Annotated in this window: 15 protein-coding genes; 4 read left to right on the forward strand and 11 right to left on the reverse strand. The window is 69.6% G+C overall.

Annotated features, from left to right (window positions below; genetic code table 11):
* The first annotated feature begins 114 nt into the window (after positions 1-114).
* The 4 genes from HOV77_RS15315 to soxR are packed head-to-tail and all read left to right on the forward strand — an operon-like array spanning position 115 to position 6,176.
* A complete protein-coding gene (locus HOV77_RS15315) occupies positions 115-1,506 on the forward strand; it encodes a DUF4832 domain-containing protein (protein ID WP_290862733.1) in 1,392 nt (463 codons plus the stop codon).
* A gap of 39 nt (positions 1,507-1,545) precedes the next feature.
* Positions 1,546-4,212, forward strand: coding sequence for a fibronectin type III domain-containing protein (locus tag HOV77_RS15320; RefSeq protein ID WP_290862736.1), 2,667 nt, complete (start codon positions 1,546-1,548; stop codon positions 4,210-4,212).
* Positions 4,213-4,264: 52 nt separating this feature from the next.
* Positions 4,265-5,710, forward strand: a complete 1,446-nt coding sequence (locus HOV77_RS15325; protein WP_290862738.1) for a sugar porter family MFS transporter — start codon at positions 4,265-4,267, stop codon at positions 5,708-5,710.
* Between the two features lie 16 nt (positions 5,711-5,726).
* The gene (gene soxR / locus HOV77_RS15330; protein WP_290862739.1) at positions 5,727-6,176 is read left to right on the forward strand and encodes a redox-sensitive transcriptional activator SoxR; all 450 of its coding nucleotides are present in this window, start codon (positions 5,727-5,729) and stop codon (positions 6,174-6,176) included.
* Here the strand turns inward: soxR and HOV77_RS15335 are convergent.
* The 11 genes from HOV77_RS15335 to HOV77_RS15385 form a co-directional block, all read right to left on the reverse strand.
* On the reverse strand, positions 6,173-6,712 hold the full coding sequence (locus tag HOV77_RS15335; protein ID WP_290862740.1) for a GNAT family protein: 540 nt from the start codon (positions 6,710-6,712) through the stop codon (positions 6,173-6,175). The two genes, soxR and HOV77_RS15335, sit on opposite strands and share 4 nt — an antisense overlap.
* Before the next feature lie 458 nt (positions 6,713-7,170).
* Positions 7,171-8,586 carry an amino acid adenylation domain-containing protein gene (locus HOV77_RS15340; protein ID WP_290862741.1) on the reverse strand — a complete coding sequence of 472 codons (1,416 nt, stop codon included), beginning with the start codon at positions 8,584-8,586 and terminating at the stop codon, positions 7,171-7,173.
* Positions 8,586-9,764 (reverse strand): condensation domain-containing protein, encoded by a 1,179-nt coding sequence (locus HOV77_RS15345; RefSeq protein WP_290862742.1) that lies wholly within the window; start codon positions 9,762-9,764, stop codon positions 8,586-8,588. Before HOV77_RS15345 ends, HOV77_RS15340 begins: the two co-directional genes overlap by 1 nt.
* Positions 9,761-10,966: a cytochrome P450 gene (locus tag HOV77_RS15350; protein ID WP_290862744.1), complete on the reverse strand. Its 1,206-nt coding sequence runs from the start codon at positions 10,964-10,966 to the stop codon at positions 9,761-9,763. The genes HOV77_RS15345 and HOV77_RS15350 overlap by 4 nt, the downstream gene beginning before the upstream one ends.
* Entirely contained in the window at positions 10,963-11,241 is a 279-nt protein-coding gene (locus tag HOV77_RS15355) for a phosphopantetheine-binding protein (protein WP_290862746.1), read from the reverse strand. The genes HOV77_RS15350 and HOV77_RS15355 overlap by 4 nt, the downstream gene beginning before the upstream one ends.
* Positions 11,238-12,635: a condensation domain-containing protein gene (locus HOV77_RS15360; protein ID WP_290862748.1), complete on the reverse strand. Its 1,398-nt coding sequence runs from the start codon at positions 12,633-12,635 to the stop codon at positions 11,238-11,240. The genes HOV77_RS15355 and HOV77_RS15360 overlap by 4 nt, the downstream gene beginning before the upstream one ends.
* A 159-nt stretch (positions 12,636-12,794) precedes the next feature.
* Positions 12,795-13,778 (reverse strand): SDR family oxidoreductase, encoded by a 984-nt coding sequence (locus HOV77_RS15365; protein ID WP_290862750.1) that lies wholly within the window; start codon positions 13,776-13,778, stop codon positions 12,795-12,797.
* 156 nt (positions 13,779-13,934) lie between these two features.
* Entirely contained in the window at positions 13,935-14,834 is a 900-nt protein-coding gene (locus tag HOV77_RS15370; protein ID WP_290862752.1) for a helix-turn-helix domain-containing protein, read from the reverse strand.
* A 137-nt stretch (positions 14,835-14,971) separates the two neighbouring features.
* Positions 14,972-15,805, reverse strand: a complete 834-nt coding sequence (locus HOV77_RS15375; protein WP_290862754.1) for a carbohydrate-binding protein — start codon at positions 15,803-15,805, stop codon at positions 14,972-14,974.
* Positions 15,806-15,864: 59 nt separating this feature from the next.
* Positions 15,865-18,228: a M4 family metallopeptidase gene (locus tag HOV77_RS15380; protein ID WP_290862756.1), complete on the reverse strand. Its 2,364-nt coding sequence runs from the start codon at positions 18,226-18,228 to the stop codon at positions 15,865-15,867.
* 120 nt (positions 18,229-18,348) lie between these two features.
* Positions 18,349-19,698, reverse strand: coding sequence for an alpha-lytic protease prodomain-containing protein (locus HOV77_RS15385; protein ID WP_290862758.1), 1,350 nt, complete (start codon positions 19,696-19,698; stop codon positions 18,349-18,351).
* Positions 19,699-19,817: the final 119 nt, after the last annotated feature.

Raw genomic sequence — 19,817 nt, forward strand, 5'->3', positions numbered from 1 at the left:
AGGTTGGCTCTTGCCAGCCGGCCCGCTCTCGAATAATGATGTAGACCTTCGAAATTTTGTCAACACCTCTTCGTATTGGTTCGGCAACAAGATCCCCCGCACCGGAGAGCAGACATGACTTCAAGACCAGGTCACCGGGCATTCCCGGCCCTCTTCCGCGCCGCCGCCGTCGGTCTCGCCTTGGCGTTGACTGTGGGAACCACGTCGGCTGCGGCCACTCCGACCCCGGCTTCGGCGAACTGGACAGCGTTGCCCTACGCCCCGGCGCCGGCCGACAATCCGCTCAAAGGCTTCCTGCCGTACGCCGGGAGCTATCAGACCTTCCCGTACAGCATGGAGTGGTTCTACCTGCCACTTCGCGATGTCATGACGGGACCGCGCCACTTCGACTGGACCGCGCTGGAACGCCGGCTCAACGACATCGCCGGTCGTGGGCATCAGGCGGTGTTCCGCTTCTACCTCGACTACCCCGGCCAGCCCACCGGCATCCCGCAGTACCTGCTGGACCAGGGGCTCGTCACACACGCGTACGACGATTTCGGGAACAACGGCGTGAGCGTCTCGCCCGACTACGACGATCCCCGGCTGGTCACCGCGCTGGAGGAGTTCATCGCAGCGTTCGGCCGGCGATACGACGGCGATCCCCGGATCGGCTTCATCACCCTCGGGCTCATCGGCTTCTGGGGCGAATGGCATACCTGGCCGCATGACGGCTGGACGCTGCCCGAGAACTGGATGCCCGACACCGCCGTGCTCACCAAGGTGCTGACCGGCTACGACAACGCGTTCGACCGGACCCGGCTGCTCGCCCGCTATCCGAGTCCGCAGAACAAAGACCTGGCGATGGGGTACCACGACGACTCGTTCGCCTTCGAGACGCTGCCCCCGACCTCGTGGCACTTCGTCCAGCGGCTGATCGACGAGGGCGTCACCGGCAAGTGGCGTACCGAGCCGATCGGCGGCGAGCTGCGCCCGGAGATCCAGTCCTGCCTGTGGGACGAACCGGTCAGCTGCGCGCAGTACGAGGACTTCACCGAGTCGGTCGCGCAGACCCACGCGTCGTGGCTCCTCAATCAGGCCGCGTTCGCCGGTGCCGGGTACACCGGCGACAAGTACTTCCGCGCTCTCGAGGCCAGTAAGTCGCTGGGCTACGAGCTGACCGTCACCGAGGCCGCCGTCGGTCCGGGCCGGGTCTCGGTGCGCATCGCCAACCGGGGGACCGCCCCGTTCTACTACCCCTGGCAGGGTGAACTCGCCGCCGTCGATCGGCAGGGCCGGATCGTGGCCCGATGGCGTACCGGGTGGACCGTCGACGGCATCCAGCCTGGTGCCACGCCCGTCGAACTGTCGACCGACATCGGCCTCCGGGGTCTCCGCCCGGGGAGCTACGACCTCGTCCTGCGGGTCGCCAACCCCTTGCCGCAGGGCCTCCCGCTGCGCTTCGCCAACACCGGCCAGGACACCCACTCCGGCTGGTTGCGCCTGGGTGCCGTCACCACCCGCTGACCGCCCGCAGTTCCTCCCTCGTCCCTGAAAGGAACAACCATGCCCGCGTTACGCAAGCTCCTCGTGACCACGGCGGCCGCGCTGGTCGTGCTGCTGCCCGTCACGGCCTCGGCGGCACCGGCCGGTCCGCCCACTCGCCCGGCGGCCGGTCCCGGTCCGGACACCAGCCTCACCACGCACACCTACGGGTACGCCGATGCACCGGTCGGTCAGCCGTTGAAGGGCATCGCACCCTACTTGTTCCCCGGCGACAACCTGTCGACGAAGTACCCGGGCGGGCTCGTCTGGAGCTACTTCGCCCTCAACGAAGTCATGAAGGACCCCACCCGCTGCGACGTCTTCGACTGGACCGTCTTCGAGAAGGCGCTGGACGAGGCGGCGGTCTGGAGCCGTCAGGTGGCCTTCCGGTTCTACCTGGAGTACCCGGGCGGCAGCGGCACCCATCCCGGCAACGGCATACCACCGTGTCTCAACGGCAAGGTCGCGTTGCGTACCAATGGATTCTGGGGGACGGTCAGCCCGGACTACGACGATCCCGACCTGATCTCCGCGCTCACCTCGTTCATCAACGCCTTCGCGCAGCGCTATGACCACGCCGGTCCGGGTGGCACCGCCGACCCGCGCATCGGCTTCATGACGTTGGGCCTGGTCGGCCTGTGGGGTGAGTGGCACACCTGGCCTTACGACCGGGACACCGCCGACGGCTATCCCGACCTGATGCCGACCGACGCGACCATCAGCACGATCATCGGCGCGGCCGACGCCGCCTTCTCGAACATCCAGGTCGAGGTCCGTTATCCGCTCGCGGGCACGCAGACGGCGAACATCGGTTTCCACGACGACTCGTGGCCCTACATGGAGTACCGCAACGGTCAGTTGAAGGGGATGACCCTGCCTTCCTCGATGAACGGGTGGGATGACGCGTTCCTCCAGCTCCAGCTCAACACCGGCACCGAGAACCGGTGGGTCACCCAGTCCATCGGCGGCGAGGCGCGTCCGGAGATCCAGGGCAGCCTGTACGCCAACTGGCCGGCCGGAGGCGGGCAGGTCGACAACGTCCTCGCCGCGACCGAGCTGACCCACATCAGCTGGATGATCAACCAGACGGGCTCCGGCGGCTACAGCACGAGCGATGCCAAGGTCTCGGCCGGCATGCGGAAGATGGGCTACAACCTGCACATTCCGCAGGCGAACTTCAACTCCGTCGCGTCGGGCAGCATGAAGGTCGGCGTCACGGTGCAGAACGACGGCGTCGCCCCGTTCTATTACCCGTGGACAGTCGTGCTCGGCCTGCGCGACAGCTCCGGCAACGTCGTCAAGACCTGGGACACCTCCTGGGACCTGCGTCAGGTGCAGCCGTTGCAGATCCGGGCCTTCCCGGACTGGAACGTCGGGGCCGATCCCAAGTACCTCGACTTCGGCCGCCCGGTGAACTACTCGACGACGGTCAGCACGGCGGGCGTACCGGCGGGGAACTACAGCCTGGTCCTGAAGGTGCGCAACCCGCTGGAGGCGGTGACCGCCGACGTCTTGCGGGCGCGTCCCGCCGAGACGAGGCTCACCGACTGGATCATCGACCAGTGGCGGCCGCGCCTGCCGTTGTCGTTCGCCAACGCCAACCAGGGCGCCGACGGCTGGGTCAACCTGGGCGCGGTCAGCATGAACGCGTGCACGGGCGACTGCACGGCACCGTCGGCTCCGGCCGGGCTCGCCGTCACCGGGCTGACCGACACGAGCGTGTCGCTGTCCTGGTCGGCGTCGACCGACAACGTCGGCGTGACGGGGTACCAGGTGCTCCGGGACGGCGTCGTGGCCGGTACGCCGACCGGAACCTCGTTCACCGACACCGGTCGCGCAGCGGGTCACACCTACCAGTACGCCGTCCGTGCGCTGGACGCCGCCGGCAACGTGTCCGCATCGTCGGCCACCGTCTCGGCGACGACGACGGGCTGCTCCGGTGACTGCACCTCGCCCACCGTCCCGAGTGGACTGGCGGTGACCGGCAAGACCGACACCACGGTGAGTCTCTCCTGGTCGGCGTCGACGGACAGCGTCGGCGTCACCGGGTACGAGGTGTTCCGTGGATCGACGCTGGTCGGCAGCCCGACGGGGACTTCGTTCACCGACACCGGCCTGACGGCGGCGACGAGCTACAGCTACACGGTGAAGGCCCGGGACGCCGCGGGCAACCGGTCGGCCGCGAGCACTGCCGTCGCGGTGACCACTGCCAATCCGCCGCAACCACCCGTCGGGCTGGTGCTCGACGACTTCGACGGTACTCCGGCGTACCCCTCGTCGAACCTCAACGACCTGGGCAAATGGACCGGCGGCAACTGCTTCCTCGACGGCGGCGGCTCCGGCGTAGTCAGCGGGGGAGCGCTGAGCCTCCGCTACGACAACTGCGGCTGGTTCGGCTCGGACGTCGGGGTGAACCTCAGCTCCTACACCTACCTGGTCGTCCGCATCAAGGGCGCGGCCGGTGGCGAGCAGACCCACTTCAACCTGGGGCTCGGCGGCACGACGAAGGTGTTCGGGGACTTCACTCTCGACGGCGGCGGGCACCCCGTCATCACCACGGCGTACCAGGACATCCGCATTCCGATGGCGGCCAACGGCATCAGCCGGAACTCGCCGTCGCAGCTCGCGATGGGCTTCTGGTACGGCGGCAACTCGACCATAACCATCGACAGCATCTCGTTTAGCTGAGCCGGCCGGGGTTATCCGGGGGTGGAGACATCACCACCCCCGGAGGCCTCTCATGACGGCGGTCAACACCCCCGATGCCGGCATCCTCGGCACCCTCGACTCGCGTACGCCGACGCGTTTCTACTGGTCGCTGACGTTGCTCGCGACGATCGGCGGTTTCCTGTTCGGGTTCGACACCTCGAACATCGGCTCGGTCCTCGGTTTCATCCCGTACGAGCTGAACGACTTCTGGACCGGGTACCTCGTCGCCGGGGCGTCGCTGGGAGCCGCGGCCGGTGCGCTCGCGGCCGGGCCGCTCACCGACCGGTTCGGCCGGAAAGCCCTGCTCGTCGTGGACGCCGCCATCTATGCCGGTGGTGCGTTGCTGTCGGCATTCGCTCCCAACGCGGCGGTGCTGATCTTCGCGCGTACGCTCATCGGCCTGGCGATCGGCGCCGACTCCGCGATCGCGACCGCCTATATCGCCGAGTACGCCCCGGCGAAGCGACGTGGTTCGCTGGCGATGTTGCAGCAATGGATGATCACGGTCGGCATCCTGGCGGCCTACCTGATCGCCTGGCTCATCTATGCGACCCTCCCGGATCAAGCCGCCACCTTGGATTGGCGGCTGATCCTCGGACTCGGCGCGGTTCCCGCCCTGGTCGGCTTCGTTCTGCGTACCCGTATGCCCGAATCGCCGAGATGGTTGATGCGCAAGGGCCGCAGTGAGGACGCGCGCCGCTCGCTCGCGGCTCTGGGGGTGGAGGTGAGCACGGAGCAGGTGACGTCGGCGAGCCGTGAGCTGACCGAGGCGGAGGAGAACGCGGCGCCGAGCCGCTGGCGGAACTGGACCCCGGGAGTACGCCGCGCGCTGCTGGTCGTGTGCCTGTTCTTCACGTTCCAGCAGATCACGGGCATCAACGTGCCGTTCTACTACGGGCCCAAGGTGCTCGGGCCGCTGTTCCAGACCGGTGACAGCAAGCTCGACGAGGTCATCGCCGGCGTGCAGGCTACGACGATCCTGACGCTGGTCAACGTCGCCGCGACGTACTTCGCGTTCCGCTGGATCGACCGAGCCGGCCGTCGTCCGCTGGCGATCGGCGGGTTCGCGGGGATGGCCGTGTTCGCGCTGGTGGCAGGGGCGGGGCTGAGCTGGTTCACCGGCTCGGCGAGCACCGCCGTCGTGATCGTCAGCCTGAGCCTGTTCATCGCCAGTTTCGCGATCGGCGTCGGCGGCACCGGCTGGCTGATCCAGGGCGAGGTGTTCCCGACCGCGATCCGGGGTCAGGCGGCGGCGATCGCGGCCACAGTGGACTGGCTCGCCAACTTCGCCCTCATCGAGGCGTTTCCCGCGCTGGAATCCGGGCTGGGACTGGCCTGGGTCATGACGATCTTCGCCGCGTTGTCAGTGGTCGCGATCGTCTTCGTGCTGCGGTTCCTGCCCGAGACCAAGCACCATTCGGTGGAGGAGATCACAGCGATCTTCGAGCGGCAGGCCTCAAGTAAGGTTCAGGTCTGATGCTACGGTCGGTGGCATGCCGAGGGCGCGTACCGAGTCCCATGAACTGACCGTCGGCCAGGTGGCCGAGCGCAGCGGCGTCGCCGTGTCCGCGCTCCACTTCTACGAGCGCAAGGGCCTGATCAGCAGTACGCGGACGGCGAGCAACCAACGCCGCTACCATCGGGACATCCTGCGCCGGGTCGCCTTCATCCGGGCGTCGCAGACCGTCGGCATCTCACTCACGGCGATCCGGGAAGCGCTCGACCAGCTGCCCAGTGAGCGTACGCCGACCCGGGAGGACTGGGCGCGGCTGTCGAACGGCTGGCGGGCCCACCTCGACGAGCGGATCGCGCAGCTCCAGCGGTTGCGTGACGACCTCACCGGCTGCATCGGGTGCGGCTGCCTGTCGATGCGGACCTGCCAGCTCGCCAATCCCGGTGACGTCCTCGGCCGCACCGGCCCCGGAGCCCGCCGCTGGGCCTAGAGCGCTTGCGGCTTCCAGTTCTCGGCCAGCAACCCGAGCAGCACCTCGTCGAGGAACTCGCCCAGCACCCAGGCCGACGAGCGCAGGAGTCCCTCACGGACGAAGCCGTTGCGCTCGGCCGCCCGCAGCATCGCGGTGTTGTCGGCCAGCGTGTCGACCTGCAGGCGGTGCAGTCCGCGTACGACGAATCCGTAGTGGCAGAGCGTCGCGACGACATCGGTCCCATAGCCCTTGCCGCGAGCCGACGGCAGCAGGCCCATGCCGATGTGTGCGGATCGATGGTGGTTGTCGATGCCCCACACGCTCGCCGCGCCGATCAGGGTGCCGCCGGCCAGCTCGACCACGGAGAACTGGACGTTCGAGGGATCCTGGTCGTCGATCTGGACCTTCGGGTCGTTCGAGCTGGGCGACAGCGGACGCCACGGGCGGCCGTCCGCGCGGGCGGCGTTCACGACGTCGTTGAACAACTCGGTCCGCAGAATCGGGATGTCGTCCTCGTGCCGGGCCCGGAGCCCGACCTTGCTGCCCTGCAACATGTGGCCTTCCTACCCAACCGGGCTGCTCGTAGCAAACCGATATCTCCGGCCGGCCTGAGCTGTGAGCCTGTTGGCAAGGCATGCGCGGTCATGATCGTCGGTTCCCGACATTCTTGTGGGATCGTGCGGAGATCATCGTCGGCTTCCGGCGTTCTTGGTGGAGATCAACGGAGAAAATGTGGGGCTATGGCACCGCGAATCTTCCGCTGATCATGGCCGCCCATGATCATGGTCAAATCTGCGTTGCTATCACAGCCCAGAATTGACCGTGATCATGGAACTCGGACAATTCGGCAACGGCGACCCCCGGCCTCCACCCTGTTCGGTGCGATTTCGGACAGCGCTCACCCGAAAACCGCAGCCTTCACCCGGGCGACGAAGCAGGTGGCAATGTCGGTAGGTGTCGATGTGCACCTCGGACCGGGCGACGTCGAACTGCGATTTTCCGGCTTGGTCGATTAGGAAGGAGTGTGTACCGTTCCTGCGACCTTCATGTGCCTGGCCCGCCGGTCCAGCTCCCGGTGGTCGATCTTGCCGTTCGGCAGCGTCGGCAGCTCGTCGACCTGGATCAGCTGAGTCGGCAGAGCTGCGGCGGGCAACGCGGCCAAGAGGTGACGGCGTACGCCGGGGCGGTCGAGCGATGCGGCGATCAGGAACGCCACCAGGCGGCCGTTTGCGACCCCCACGGCGGCGTACGCGATGCCGGGCGCACTGGCCAGCGCGTGCTCGACCTCGGCTCGCTCGATCCGCATCCCGCCGAGTTTCAGCTGGTCGTCGCCGCGACCGTGGTACAGCAGTGCGCCGTCGGGCCGCCGGGCCACCAGATCGCCGGTGCGGTAATAGGGCTCACCGTCCAGTGTGGTCAGTTCCACGGTATTCGGCTCGGCCAGGCCCGGGCTGCTGACGTGGAGCACGCCGTTGACGAGGGCGATGTGCGTACCGGGGATGGGGTGGCCGATCGGCACCGAGCGCTGCGTCGCGTCGCCGGGCTCGCATTCGTGGACGGTGCACCAGACGGTGCACTCCGTCGGGCCGTACTCGTTGAACATCCGGGTGCCGGGCAGTCGTGCGAAGTGGTCGCCGACCAGACCGGGCGGGCAGGCTTCGCCCGCCACGATCGCGGCACGCAAGCTCGACAACTCGAGTCCGCCACGTAGGGCGACGGCGTACAGGGACGGCACGAGCAGCAGATGCGTCGGGTGGTACGCCCGCGCGGCGCGGCCGAGGGCGACGAGGTCGCCGGGCCGATCGCTCGGGATGTGGACGGTGCCGCCGCAGGCGAGCGTCCAGTAGATCCCCGCCACTGAGCTGTCGAACGAGATCGACGAACACAACAGGAAACCGCCGACCGGCTCGCGATAGTAGGCCAGCCGAGCGGCCGTCGAGTACGCCAATGCCGCCGACGAGATGGTCACCGGCTTCGGCGTACCAGTGGAACCGCTGGTGAAACAGGTGTAGGCGAGCCGGCCGCGGCGTGTCGTCCGTCCTTCATAAAGCGAGGGCAGCGCGGTCAGGTCGATCGAAAGCAGGTCCGGCCGCAACGAGGGCAGTCCCGGTTCGGTGAGCACGACGCGAGCACCGGCGGCGTCGGCGTACTGCCGTTGCCGGGCGGGTGGAAAGGCGGCGTCGACCGGAACGTAGCGAGCTCCGGCTCGCAATGCGCCCAGCATGGCCACGATCGCCCAGCGCGACAGTCGAGTGTGGACTAGCACGGGATCGCCTGCTGTCACCCCGTTTGCCACCAAGGCATGCGCGGCACGGGCGCTCAGATCGTTCAGCTCGGTGTAGGTCAGCTGCCCGCCGCGATCGGTCACCGCCACCGTGGGGCCGGGCAGGTGTGGCTCGACGAGGTCGAGGATGTGCTCGGGCCACATCAGCGGACTCCCGCGAAGAGCGGCAACTGCCGCAGGTACGCCGAGATCAGCTCGTCGATCGTGTCGGCGGTGTACGCACCGGTGTCGTAGGTGACGATTCCGGCGCCACCGGGATGGACGGTGAACAGCATCGGACAGCCCAGAACCACCGACGGCGGCGTCTCAGGCCCGGCCGGCACAGCAGTCCATTGTGGCTGGACGACCGGCGGGGTCATCGACGGCCGGGCGACGAGCCGGAAGGCCGGGGCGGCTCGCGTACCGGCCAGCACGTCGAGCAGTCCGGGAACCTCGCCCAGCACCGGCACGAGCGGGATGTCGTCCGCGTACGCCTGACGGCAGGCCGCGTCCACCCGCCGGAGCAGCTCGGCGGGGTCGGCCGCGGTGGGGATCGACACCCGCATCGTCAGCACGTTGAGGAGGAAGCCGACGGTGTCCCACTCGGACGGGATCCGGCCCGGGGTGACGACCGGCAGCAGCGCCTCGGCGAAATGCCCGGCCGGATACAGCATCGCGGCATACGCCGAAAGCAGCACGGTGAACGGGGTGCTGCGCGCTCGCCGGGCGCTGCCGACCACCGCCTGCCAGAGGTCGTCGCCGAGGCGGAACGGGGTTTCGGCGTACCTGCCGCTGACCGGATCGCACCCCGGGCGCTCGACCTCGTCGAGCCCGGCCAGCCGCGTACGCCATCGCGGGAGCACTTCCGCGATGCGCTCTTGCCATTGCGGCGAACGATCGTCGTTCGCGATGTCTGCGTACTGCATGATTTTGGTGGAGAGCCGGTCCCCCCGAAGCCGAGCGTGGTATGCCGTGGCGATGTCCCGGGCGATCACCGCGACCGACCACGGATCGGCGGCGCTGTGGTGCGCGGCGAGATCGAGCCGGTCGTCGCGCAACCGAGCGCGCAGCGTGGGCAGCTCGGTGGCCGGGAAGGGATCGGCGTAGCCGTCGAAGCGCACGGGCTCGGGCGGCTGGACCCGGCTGCCGCCGGGCTCCCGGAGGCTGCGCAACGCCTCGTGCCGGGCCACGACGTCGCCGAGCGCGGCCCGCAGCAACTCCTCGTCGATCGCACCCGCGACCTGGAAGGACTGCTCGACGACGAACCGGTCGCCGGTGGTCCGGCCCGGAGCGTGCCGTTCCAGCAGATCGAGGAGGTCCTGGGCGTAGGTGAGCGGGTTCATGCGACGACCACCATCGGAAGGTGCTTCAGTCCGGAGAGGAACGCCGAGCGGACCCGAACCGGCGGCCCGGCCAGTTCGAGGTCGGACACCTCGGCGAGCAGTCGGCCGAACAGCAGCCGCAATGTGCGGCGCGCTATGTGCGAGCCGATGCAGTAATGCCGTCCACTGCCGAAAGCGAGATGCCGATTGGGCCGCCGACCAGGATGGAACCGGTCCGGCGCGTCGAACACCGCCGGATCGCGGTTGGCGGCGCTCAGCCAGGCCACGACCGGCTGGCCCGCGTCGATCTCCTGCCGGCCCAGCCGCACCGGACGGCGCGTGTGCCGCACGAAATGCATGCCGGGAGTGGCGAATCGCAACGCCTCCTCCACTCCGCTGTCGAGCAGGTCGGGCCGCTGCGCCCAGGCCCGGTACGAGCCGGTCGCCGCGAGGTGGGCCAGCACCGCACCGGGCACGCCGGGCAGCGTCACCGTCGCTCCGAGCAGCAGACTGTACGCGTTCGCGACGATCGCGCCGGCGGGCAGCGGAGCACCTTCGAACCGCATCGTCACTAGTACGCTCACCAGGTCGTCCCCGGGTTGCCGCATACGTTGGCGAACCAGATCGGCGAAGTACGCGAACAGCTCCCGATGGCCTCGCCGCAACGTGGCGGTCACCCCGTCGGGCAGTCGGACGTCGGGATCGTCCTCGGCGGCACACATCTCGGCGAACTGCGTCAGCCGGGCCCGGTCCGACTCCGGTACGCCGAGCAGCGGGCCGACGGCGGCGAGCGGCAACTCACGGAACACTGCGGCCAGGTCGACGACCGATCCGGCCGAGCGTCGCACGGGTTCGAGGACGGCGTTCACCGCTTCGTCCACTGCGGACATGTGCAGGTCGACCGCCCGCGCATTCAGCGCCTGCTGCACCGGTGCCCGCATGTGGTCGTGCCTCGGCGGATCGGTCGCGGCCAGCTGCCGCCCGGCGGCGGGATCGGGCCTTCCCAGGAGGTTGAGGAGCGTACCGCGCTCGCTGGTGAACGTCTCGTAGTCCGAGAGCACCCGGTTGACGTCGGCGTACTTGGTAACCGACCAGAACCCGGGCCGGTCGGGCGTCGGCGGCTGCCAATGCACCGGGTCGGTCTCGCGCAAGTCGTGGAACACCGCGTGCGCCCGGCCTGACGCGTACAGGTCGGGGTCGGCGAGGTCGAGGAGGTCGTTCACGCCGACGCCAGCTCGGCGACGATGGTGGCGGCGAGTTCGGCGACGGTCGGCGTGAGGAACAGCGTCCAGGTGGGAACCTCGACCCCGAACAGCTGGTCGATCGCCAGTTGCAGCTCGGCCGCGAGCAGCGAGTCGCCGCCCAGCTCGAAGAAGTCGTCGTGTACGCCGATCGGCGCCACCTCCAGCCGGGCGGTCCACAACTCGGCGAGCTGTTGTTCGACCGGATCCCGAGGAGCGACATACTCCGTGCTCAGGTCCAGCGCCTGGCGGTTCATCGGCGTACCCCCATCTCGTCCATCAGTAGGTCCGCGAGGAGTGTGTCGGGCGCAGTGACGAGCCGGTCGGCGGTCGCGCGGAACCGGGCCGCAATCCGCTCCACCGTGGCGACCTCGAACATCGCGGGGTCGTAGGTCACCCGGACGACGAACGAGGCGTACGGCTCCATGACCCAGAGGAAGTCCACCGGCATCACCGGCGTCTCCCGCACCACCGCCGGCGGTAACCCCAGTCGTCGATAGTGGACGGTGGCGTCCGGATCCTCGGACCGGGGGATGGGCCGGCACAGCTGCATCGGCGCGGGCACGACGTCGCGCGCTTCGAACGCCGCCTCGGCCAGCTCCGGCAGCTCCTCCAGAATCCGGATGAGCGGCACGTCGTGGCGCAGCGCTTCGGTGTTCACGTGGTGGACGTGCGCCGCCGCTTCGGCCACCGTCATCGTGCCGGACAAGTCCAGCCGCAACACGTGGCCGTTGAGGTAGAAGCCGATGCCGTCCCAGTCGCCCGCACCTCGCCCGGCCGACAGCACCGGGACGGCGATGCGGGTCTGACCCGCGGGCCCGGCGTGCTCGGCGTGCTCGGCGTGGCCGGCTAGGGCGACGGCGTACGCGGTCAGCAGGAGAGTGAACTCGGTGGTCCGCAGCGTTCTCGCCCGCGAACGCAGGCCCGCCACGACCCCATCCGGCAGCTCGAACGTGTGCAGCGCCTTCTCCCCGACGGCTGCTTTCGGGGAAAGCGGGCGCGGGCGGTCGGCCGGGATGCCCACTCGGCGTACGCCGGAAAGCTGTTCGCGCCAATACGGCAGCGCCTCCTGGATGCGCTTCTCCCGTTCGGGCGCAGCCTCGGCGGTGGCGTGATCGGCGTACTGCGGAACGGGGGCGACCGAGGCCGACGTCCCCCGCCGCCGACGTTCGTACGCCGCGACGACGTCACGGATCGCGACCTGCATGGTCCAGCCGTCGGCGACCGTCCGGTGGATGAGCAGGATGAGGCTCGACACGTCCGGGCCGAACCGGACGAGGTCGGCGGCCATCAGCGGAACCCGGTCCGGCGGCAGCGGCCGGGTCAGCGCCTCGGCCGTGATCTCGGCGGTGATGCGCAGCCGTTCGTCGACCGTGGACGCAGTGGCGTCGTGAATGCGCAATGGCACCGGCGCGGGTTCGGCGACTCGCTGGAACGGGAAGCCCTCGTCCCGCACGACCAGCGTACGCAGTCCGCTGTGCCGCACGACCAGCTCGTCCAGCGCCTCCTGGAGGAGGTCCGGCGCGACCGGCCCGGTCAGCTCGTGCGCGCACCAGTTGACGAACCCGCCGCCGAAGACGCTGCCGCCGTCGTGCACGGCGAACGCGGCGAGCAGCTGCTGAGCGTAGGACAGGGGTGCTTCGGTGGTCATCGGCAACTCCAAACTGCGTGTTTCGGGGCGCTGCGGTCGGGCGGTCTCGCGCTGGCGTTTCGGGCGGTCTCGCGCTGGATCACGGATCTGGGTCGTATTCCGGTCAAGATTCGGCCCGGAACCCTGATCCAGCACCAAGAAAGCCGGCTCAAAAGAGGGTCAGGCTGCCAGCAGCCCACGGCTGGCGGCGAGGTAGTCGACGGTGGCTACGAACGCCTCCTCGAGCCGCCGGGTCGGCGGCGGATCGGCCAGCGTGGTCGGGAACGGGGGCACGTTGTCGAACAGCGATGCGAGTGCCATCAGGTTGGCGAACTTGCGACGCTGCGGTGCGGGCAGCGGATCGATGTACGCCGGACGTACGACCCGGTCGACCAGCGCCGGGCGGACGAACCGCGGTGGGTGCACGGTGCGGCCGAGGTGGGGTGCGAGCTCGGCGACCAGCTCGACCATGCGCCCGATCGTGAGCGCGGCCGGTCCGGCGGTGAGCCAGTGGTCGGTGACCCCGTCGCCGGTGCGAAACGCCAGGCCGAGCAGTTCGTCGGCGACGACGTCGCGGGGCAGGGCGTCGATGACGGCGTCCTGCGCGAACGGCAGCACGGGCAGGAGGTTGCGCAGAACAGCATCCACTGTGGAGTGGAGGCCCTGAAATCGGCTCATCCGGCCGGTGCGGGCGTCGCCCATGACCACACCGATCCGGGCGATCGCGGCCGGAAGTCCGGCGGTGCGGACGAGCTCTTCGGCGGCGAGTTTCGTCTCCAGATACGCCTGCGCAAGTGGGGCGGCGGTGTCCCGGCGTACGACGAACGCCGTCGAGGCGAACACGACCCGGGCTCCGGCATCGGCGGCGAACTCCAGGACGTGCCGGGTGCCGTCCACGTTGAGCGCGCGGAGCACCTCGGCGGACGCGGTGAACTCGGTCGCCCCGGCGCAGTGCACGACCGTGCCGACTTCGCGGGTGAGCTGCGCGTACTGGTCGGGGGCGAGGCCCAGGCGGGGTGCGGTGATGTCGCCGGCGACGGCTGCCGCGGCGACACCACCGCGATGCACCAATGCGACGATCCGCTGCGCCGGCCGCCCAACCGGCACCGTCCCCAGCACGGCCGCGCCCACGGCCCCGCTGCCCCCGGTCAGCAAAATCGTCATCGTGTGTGCACCCCCGATCGTGGGGCTCGCCGGCCGGCGGTCCCCGGGGTCGATTGTTAGCCGCGGCAGTTGATCGAGGTCAACGCCGAACGCGTTCGGCATCGTTCGAAAGCGTTCGAGGTCCGCGTTCGGGCAGGTGAACTGGGGTGTGCGCGATCAGATGCGATCGACTGCGAACAGCTGCGCGGGGTCGTCGGCCGAGCAGGCCGCGAAGACGACGGCGCGGGCTCCGGCCTCGGGGCGTACCGCGAGGCACTGTCCGAGTTCGACATTGCGGAGCAGATGCCCGCCGCCCGCCTCGCTCAGCGTGAAGAGCTGATGCTTGACGTCCGTGCAGTAGCCGTCCGACGGCCGGTCGTCGTCCGCGACCGGATCCACGCCCATGCAGCCCTCCCCGAACTCCGGGTGGGAGGTGCGGAATCGGACCGCGCCCCCGGCCACGGACTCGACTTTCAAGGTCGGGAACGCCTGCTCGCACGGCTCGATGAACAGATATCCGGTACTCCCGGTGTGTTCGCTCAGGCAGCCGGGGCCGGTCAGGGGGCGTACCCGGACGGTCGCGTTGGAGTCGGTGGGCACGGCGGCGGGCTTCTCCGGCGCCCGGTCCGTGGCCCACCAGGTCACGCCCGCGCCGGCGACTACGATCGCCGCCACAAGCGCCCATATGGATACGCGATTGAGTGGCAGGCGGTTCCAGCGACCAGCGACCGGGGCGTCCGGCGTGTCCGGGGAAGTCTCCGGCGACTCCGTCTCGTCCGCAGTGGACGGCGTGCTGGTGACGATCCGGCGGCGGGCGGCGAGCCAGACCGCGAGCTCCTCCCGGCTGCATCCGCAGGCCAGCAGCATCGCCGTCACGACCTCCTGGCGCGGCATGGTGTCCCGGTTGAGGGCGGTCGCCAGCGTGCTGATCGGCAGCGCGACGCCCTGCGCCCGGGCCCGTTGGGCGATCTGCCGATAGCTGAGCTCGGAGGCGACGCGTACGCGGCGGAGCAGGTCGACGAACTGGGCGGCGGAATTGGCGGAGGCGGGATCGATCCCGAGGTCGGTCATGCCCATGGCCCCTCACGATATCCGGCAGGTCGCGTGTGGACGAATCGGTCGTGGGTGGACGGACGCGAAGGGAGCCGCCGACGTCGCCAGGCCGACGCCGACGGCTCCGTTCTTCTCGCGGTCCGCCTCCCCAGGTCAGATCGTCAGACTCGCCGCCACAGTGCGGGCGTGTTCGGCGGCTCCCAGCCCGGCAGCGAGGTGTGCGCGATCTGGCAGACGTAGCTCAACCCGGCATAGGTGACCTGCGCGCCGAGGGCGTACGCCACATAAGGCGCCCACGTGCCGCCCGATGGCGGAGTCGGGCTGGGACTGGTGGTCTTCGTCGGAGTGGGCGACGGCGACGGCGGCGTGCCCTGGATGTTGAGGACGAAGTCGAAGGTGGCCTGCCGGCCCGAGCCGACGATCTGCACGTTCATCAGCAGGGCCGGATCGAAGATGGTGTCGGTCGAGTTGCGGGGCTCGTTCGGGAAGTACAGCTGAGTGGTCAGGATCGGCTTGCCCGGAGCCTGCACCTTCACGTGGATGTGCCGCGTACGCCCGGGGTACAGCCCCGGCACGATGCTGGTCAGGAAGTACTTGCCCTGCGTGTCGGTGAGCTGATGACCCCGGAAGCGGGTGCCGACGTTGTCGTAGTTGCCGCCGTTGTCGCACTGCCAGAAGTCCAGCAGCGCCCCGGCAATGGGCTGGCAGGACAGCCCGACGACGTAGCCGGTCACCGTCAACGCCGTCCCCGGTCCGTCGGCGATCGACGTACGCAGCGGCGAACCCGGCTTGAAGTACGGGCCCTCGGTCTGCGGCGGCGTCAGGTCGTCGGCGTCGCAGTTCTCGGGCGTCGCCGCCAACGGCTGGCCGGACGGCGTACGGGCAAGAGCAGGCACACTGGCCAGCAGTGGCACGGCGGGCACGATCATCGCCGCGCGGAGGATGGTCTTGCGGGACACACCGTTGGCCCGCTTCTCTTCTTCTCGGTCGCTCATGGCGACTCCTCTCTGGACGGACCGGGGACGGCGGCTGATGGCCACCGTCCCCGGGTGTTTCAGCAGGAACCCTGGTCGGACCAGACCGCCCAGGACCCGGGCGCGCCCGGCTCGGCGCCGGTCGACCACCAGGTCGACTTCCACCGGTGGCCGTTGTAGGACACGAGGTCGTCCGGTGCGTACGGCGTGGTGGCGCTCCACGCGGGCAGGCCGCCACAGCCGCCGCCCCCACCACCGCTGACCGTCAACGTGAAGGTCGCGGTGTGCGTCGCCGACGTCCCGGTGCCGGTCACGGTCAGGTTGTAGGTGCCCGCCGTCGTCCCGGTCGCGACCGAGACCGTCAACGTGGAGCTGTTACCCGAGGTCACCGTGCTGGGGCTGACCGAGGCGGTCACCCCGGTCGGCGCGCCGGACACGGTCAGCGAGATCGACTGAGCGCTGCCCGACGTGGTGGTCGTCGAGATCTTCGGGCTGGTGGACTCGCCCGGTGCCACGGTGGCCGACGTCGGCGACAGGCTGACCGAGAAGTCGTCGCCGGTCGGCTGAGTCGTCACCGTCAGGGCGTACGAGGCGGTGTGCGTACCGCTCGCCGCACTGCCGGTGACCGTGACCGTCGCCGATCCGGTCGCCGCCGACGCGTTCGCCGTCAAGGTGAGCGTGCTCGAACCGCCGGAGGTGACGGTCGCCGGGCTGAACGTCGCGGTCACACCGGACGGCAGGCCGCTCGCCGACAGCGTCACGGTCTGGGCGTTTCCCGAGGTGGTGGCGGTCGCGACGGTCGTCGTGACGCTCGAACCCCGCTGGACGGTGCCGCCGGTCGGGCTGACGGACACCGAGAAGTCGTTGCCCGGCGCGACCGTGCACTGCGCCTCACCGGACTGGGCCGGCACGCTGACCGCGTCCCAGGCCGCCTTGACCGTGCGGCATTCCTGAGAGGACGCGCCGAACAGGTTGACCGCCGCGCGCAGCGTGGCGGTACGCACGTTGACGTAGCGCCAGCTCGACGTCTTCAGGTTCAGCGCGCCCATGTAGATCTGGCCGGCCTTCTGGATGCCGATGCCGGTGACGCTTCCGCCGTTGCAGGTCGGGCTCGACGGGTTGCCGCCGCTTCCGGCCGAGCCGATCGCGGTCAGGTAGAACCAGTGGTTGTTCGGCCCGGCCGCCGAGTGGACCTCGGTGTTCGGGATCGCCGACGAGTAGCAGTTCGGGTCGCCGAGTGCCTGCGGGTTGTACATGTTGCGGATCGGGCCCTGGCCGACGAGGTTGACCTCTTCGCCGACGAGGAAGTCCGGCGGGTCGTTCGGGTTGTTGGCGTATGCCTCGGTCAGCGCGCCGAAGATGTCCCCGGTGGACTCGTTGATGCCGCCGTTCTCGTTGCCGGAACCGGCGCCGCCCGGGGTGGTCTGGAAGATGGCGTGGCCGAACTCGTGCGCCACGACGTCGATCGAGGTCGCCTGTCCGGTGTTCGCCTGGTTGTGGCCGAAGCTGGTGTAGCTGCCGTTCCAGAACGCGTTGACGTCGTTCAGCCCGACGCGGGCGGGGTAACCGCCGCCGCTGCCGTTGATGCCGCTGCGGCCGAGCCAAGCGCCGAGCATGTCCCATTCGCGCTGCACGGCGTACAACGCGTCGACGCAGGCGGTCTCCAGGTTCGTCCCGCTTCCGTTGCCCCAGGAGTCGTCGGTGCCCGTGTACGCACCACCGCTCTGGCCACCGCACTGGAGACCCGGCCGGGTGTTGTCGGTCATCGAGTAGGAGCCGCCGGAGCCGCTCGTGCCCAGGGTCACCTGGCCGTTGTAGTAGCCGTTGCCGGAGCCTTCACGGACGTCGTCGCGCAGGTCGAGGACGTGCGCGTCGGCGGCGTCCACCACGACGTGCAGACGGCTCGGCGCGTTGGCGCGTACGCCTTCCAGCACGACCTCGTAGGCGAGCTTGTCACCACCGGGGGTGGCGAAGACGACCAGCTGAGGCGCGCCGGCCCGCTCGATCCGGCTGAGCTGCTTGCGGGCGACCGAAGCAGCCTTGGCCGCCGAAACCTTCGGCGTGACCGACGTGAGGCGTACGCCCCGGCCGAGCGCCGAAACGGTGTCCCGCACGGTGCCGGCTTTGTCGGTCACGACGACGGCGTCGCCGCCGAGCACCGGCAGACCGCGGAAGGTGCGTTCGTACGCGACGTACTGGAAGCCGCCGGAACCGGCGACGACGTCTCGGCGTACGAATGCTTCGTTGGGGCCTTTCGCCAGCGCGTCGACGCCGCCGTCGGCGATCCGGTCGGCGGCGGCTGCGGCCAGCGCGGCCGGATTGGCCGCCGGAGCGGGTGGGGCGTCCGGTCTGGCGCTGGCGAGCGAGACGCCCGGCATCACCAAGGCCAGACCCGCCACCGCGGCGCTGGCCGCGATGGTGATCCGAAGTCGGATGGGCTTCACGGGGTTGTTCTCCTTCTCGGGGGTTCTGGAGGGTTCTCCAGGGTGGGGAGGGAAGGCGCCGGCCTGGGCGCTGGTGGACGCCCAGGCCGGCAGGGGAGGAAACCGTGAGGTCTGTGTTTTTCAGCAGGAGCCGCGGTCGGCCCAGGCGGCCCAGGAGCCGGGCGCGCCCGGTTCGGCGCCGGTGGACCACCAGGTGGACTCCCAGCGGTGGCCGTTGTAGGAGACGTCGTCGCCGGGGGCGTACGCCGTGCTGGAGCTCCAGGCGGGCAGGCCGCCGCAGCCCTGGGGCGGGCCGCTGGTGGGGCCGGTGGTCGGCGACGTCGTCGGGGGAGTCGTGCCGCTGACCGTCAGCGTGAGCCCGTACGCCTGCAGGATCTCGTTGACCGGCTGGAAGTAGGTGGTGCCGCCGGAGGTGCAGTCGCCCGAACCGCCGGAGGTGACGCCCTGTGCCTGGTCACCGGCGATGAGCGAGCCGCCGGAGTCGCCGGGTTCGGCGCAGACGTTGGTGCGGATCAGGCCGGACACCGTGCCCTGGGAGTAGGTCACGGAGGCGTTGAGGGCGTTGATGGTGCCGCAGTGCCAGCCGGTCGTGGACCCCGACCGGCAGACCGTCGCGCCGACCCCGGCCGCCTGCGATCCGGCTACCGGCACGGTGCCGGGGTACCGGTTGACCAGCGCCCGGGAGGTGTTTCCCGCTGCGGTACGCACGAAGGAGTAGTCGTTGCCGGGGAAGCTCGATCCGGCGAACGTGCCGCTGGGCTGCGTCGTCGTGGCGCCGGTCGTCCCGCAGTGGCCGGCCGACACGAAGCCGCCGGTGACGGCGAATCCGACCGAGCATCGGGTGCCCGCGCCGATGTAGTACGCGTTGCCGCCGATGACGTCGATCAGTGGGCGCGGTTGCTCCACACTGGACTCGAACCGTACGCCGTCCGCCGCCACACCGCTCGTCGCCGCCCAGACCCGGGCCGCGGCGAGACCGCCGTCGCGGTAGAGGACGACGACGCGGTTCGACCGCACGTCGGCGTACCAGCCGGGAACCTGCCGAGGCGCGGACGCCGCGTGGCCGGTGAGCCGCCCGGTGTCGGCGAGGAGCCGGTCCTCGCTGCGGTCGACCTTGACCGGGACCGCGCCGGCCCCGCGAACGCGTGCGCTGTCGGCGGTGTTCGTCACCCCGACCGTCAGCGCCGAGGCGTCCTCGTTGAGGTACGCGCCGCCGAACCGATCGGCGAGGTCGTGACGCAGGCGCTCTTCCGTACGCGCGAACGCCGCCTGCCGGCCGAGCCGGGCGAGCGCCTGATCGGGAGTGACGCCCAGGGTGCGGGCCAGCTCCTCGACCATGCCCCGATCGGCGGCGACCGGGACGGTGGCGGGCGCACCCGAACCGGCGGAAGCCGTCGACGTGATCACCATCGCGGCGACTACCGCCGCCGTGGCGATCAGACAAGTTGTCAGCTTTGATCTGTTGACCATTCCTGGAATCTAGGAACGAAACTGATAACTTTATATTTCCAAATAGGTTATATTCTTAACGGTAAGGCTGGGTGATCATCCGCCACTGTGACGCTGCGCAGGTATCAGCGTGGCGGAGA

Origin of the sequence: Hamadaea sp. (genome assembly GCF_013362815.1) — a bacterium.
Lineage (GTDB): Bacteria > Actinomycetota > Actinomycetes > Mycobacteriales > Micromonosporaceae > Hamadaea.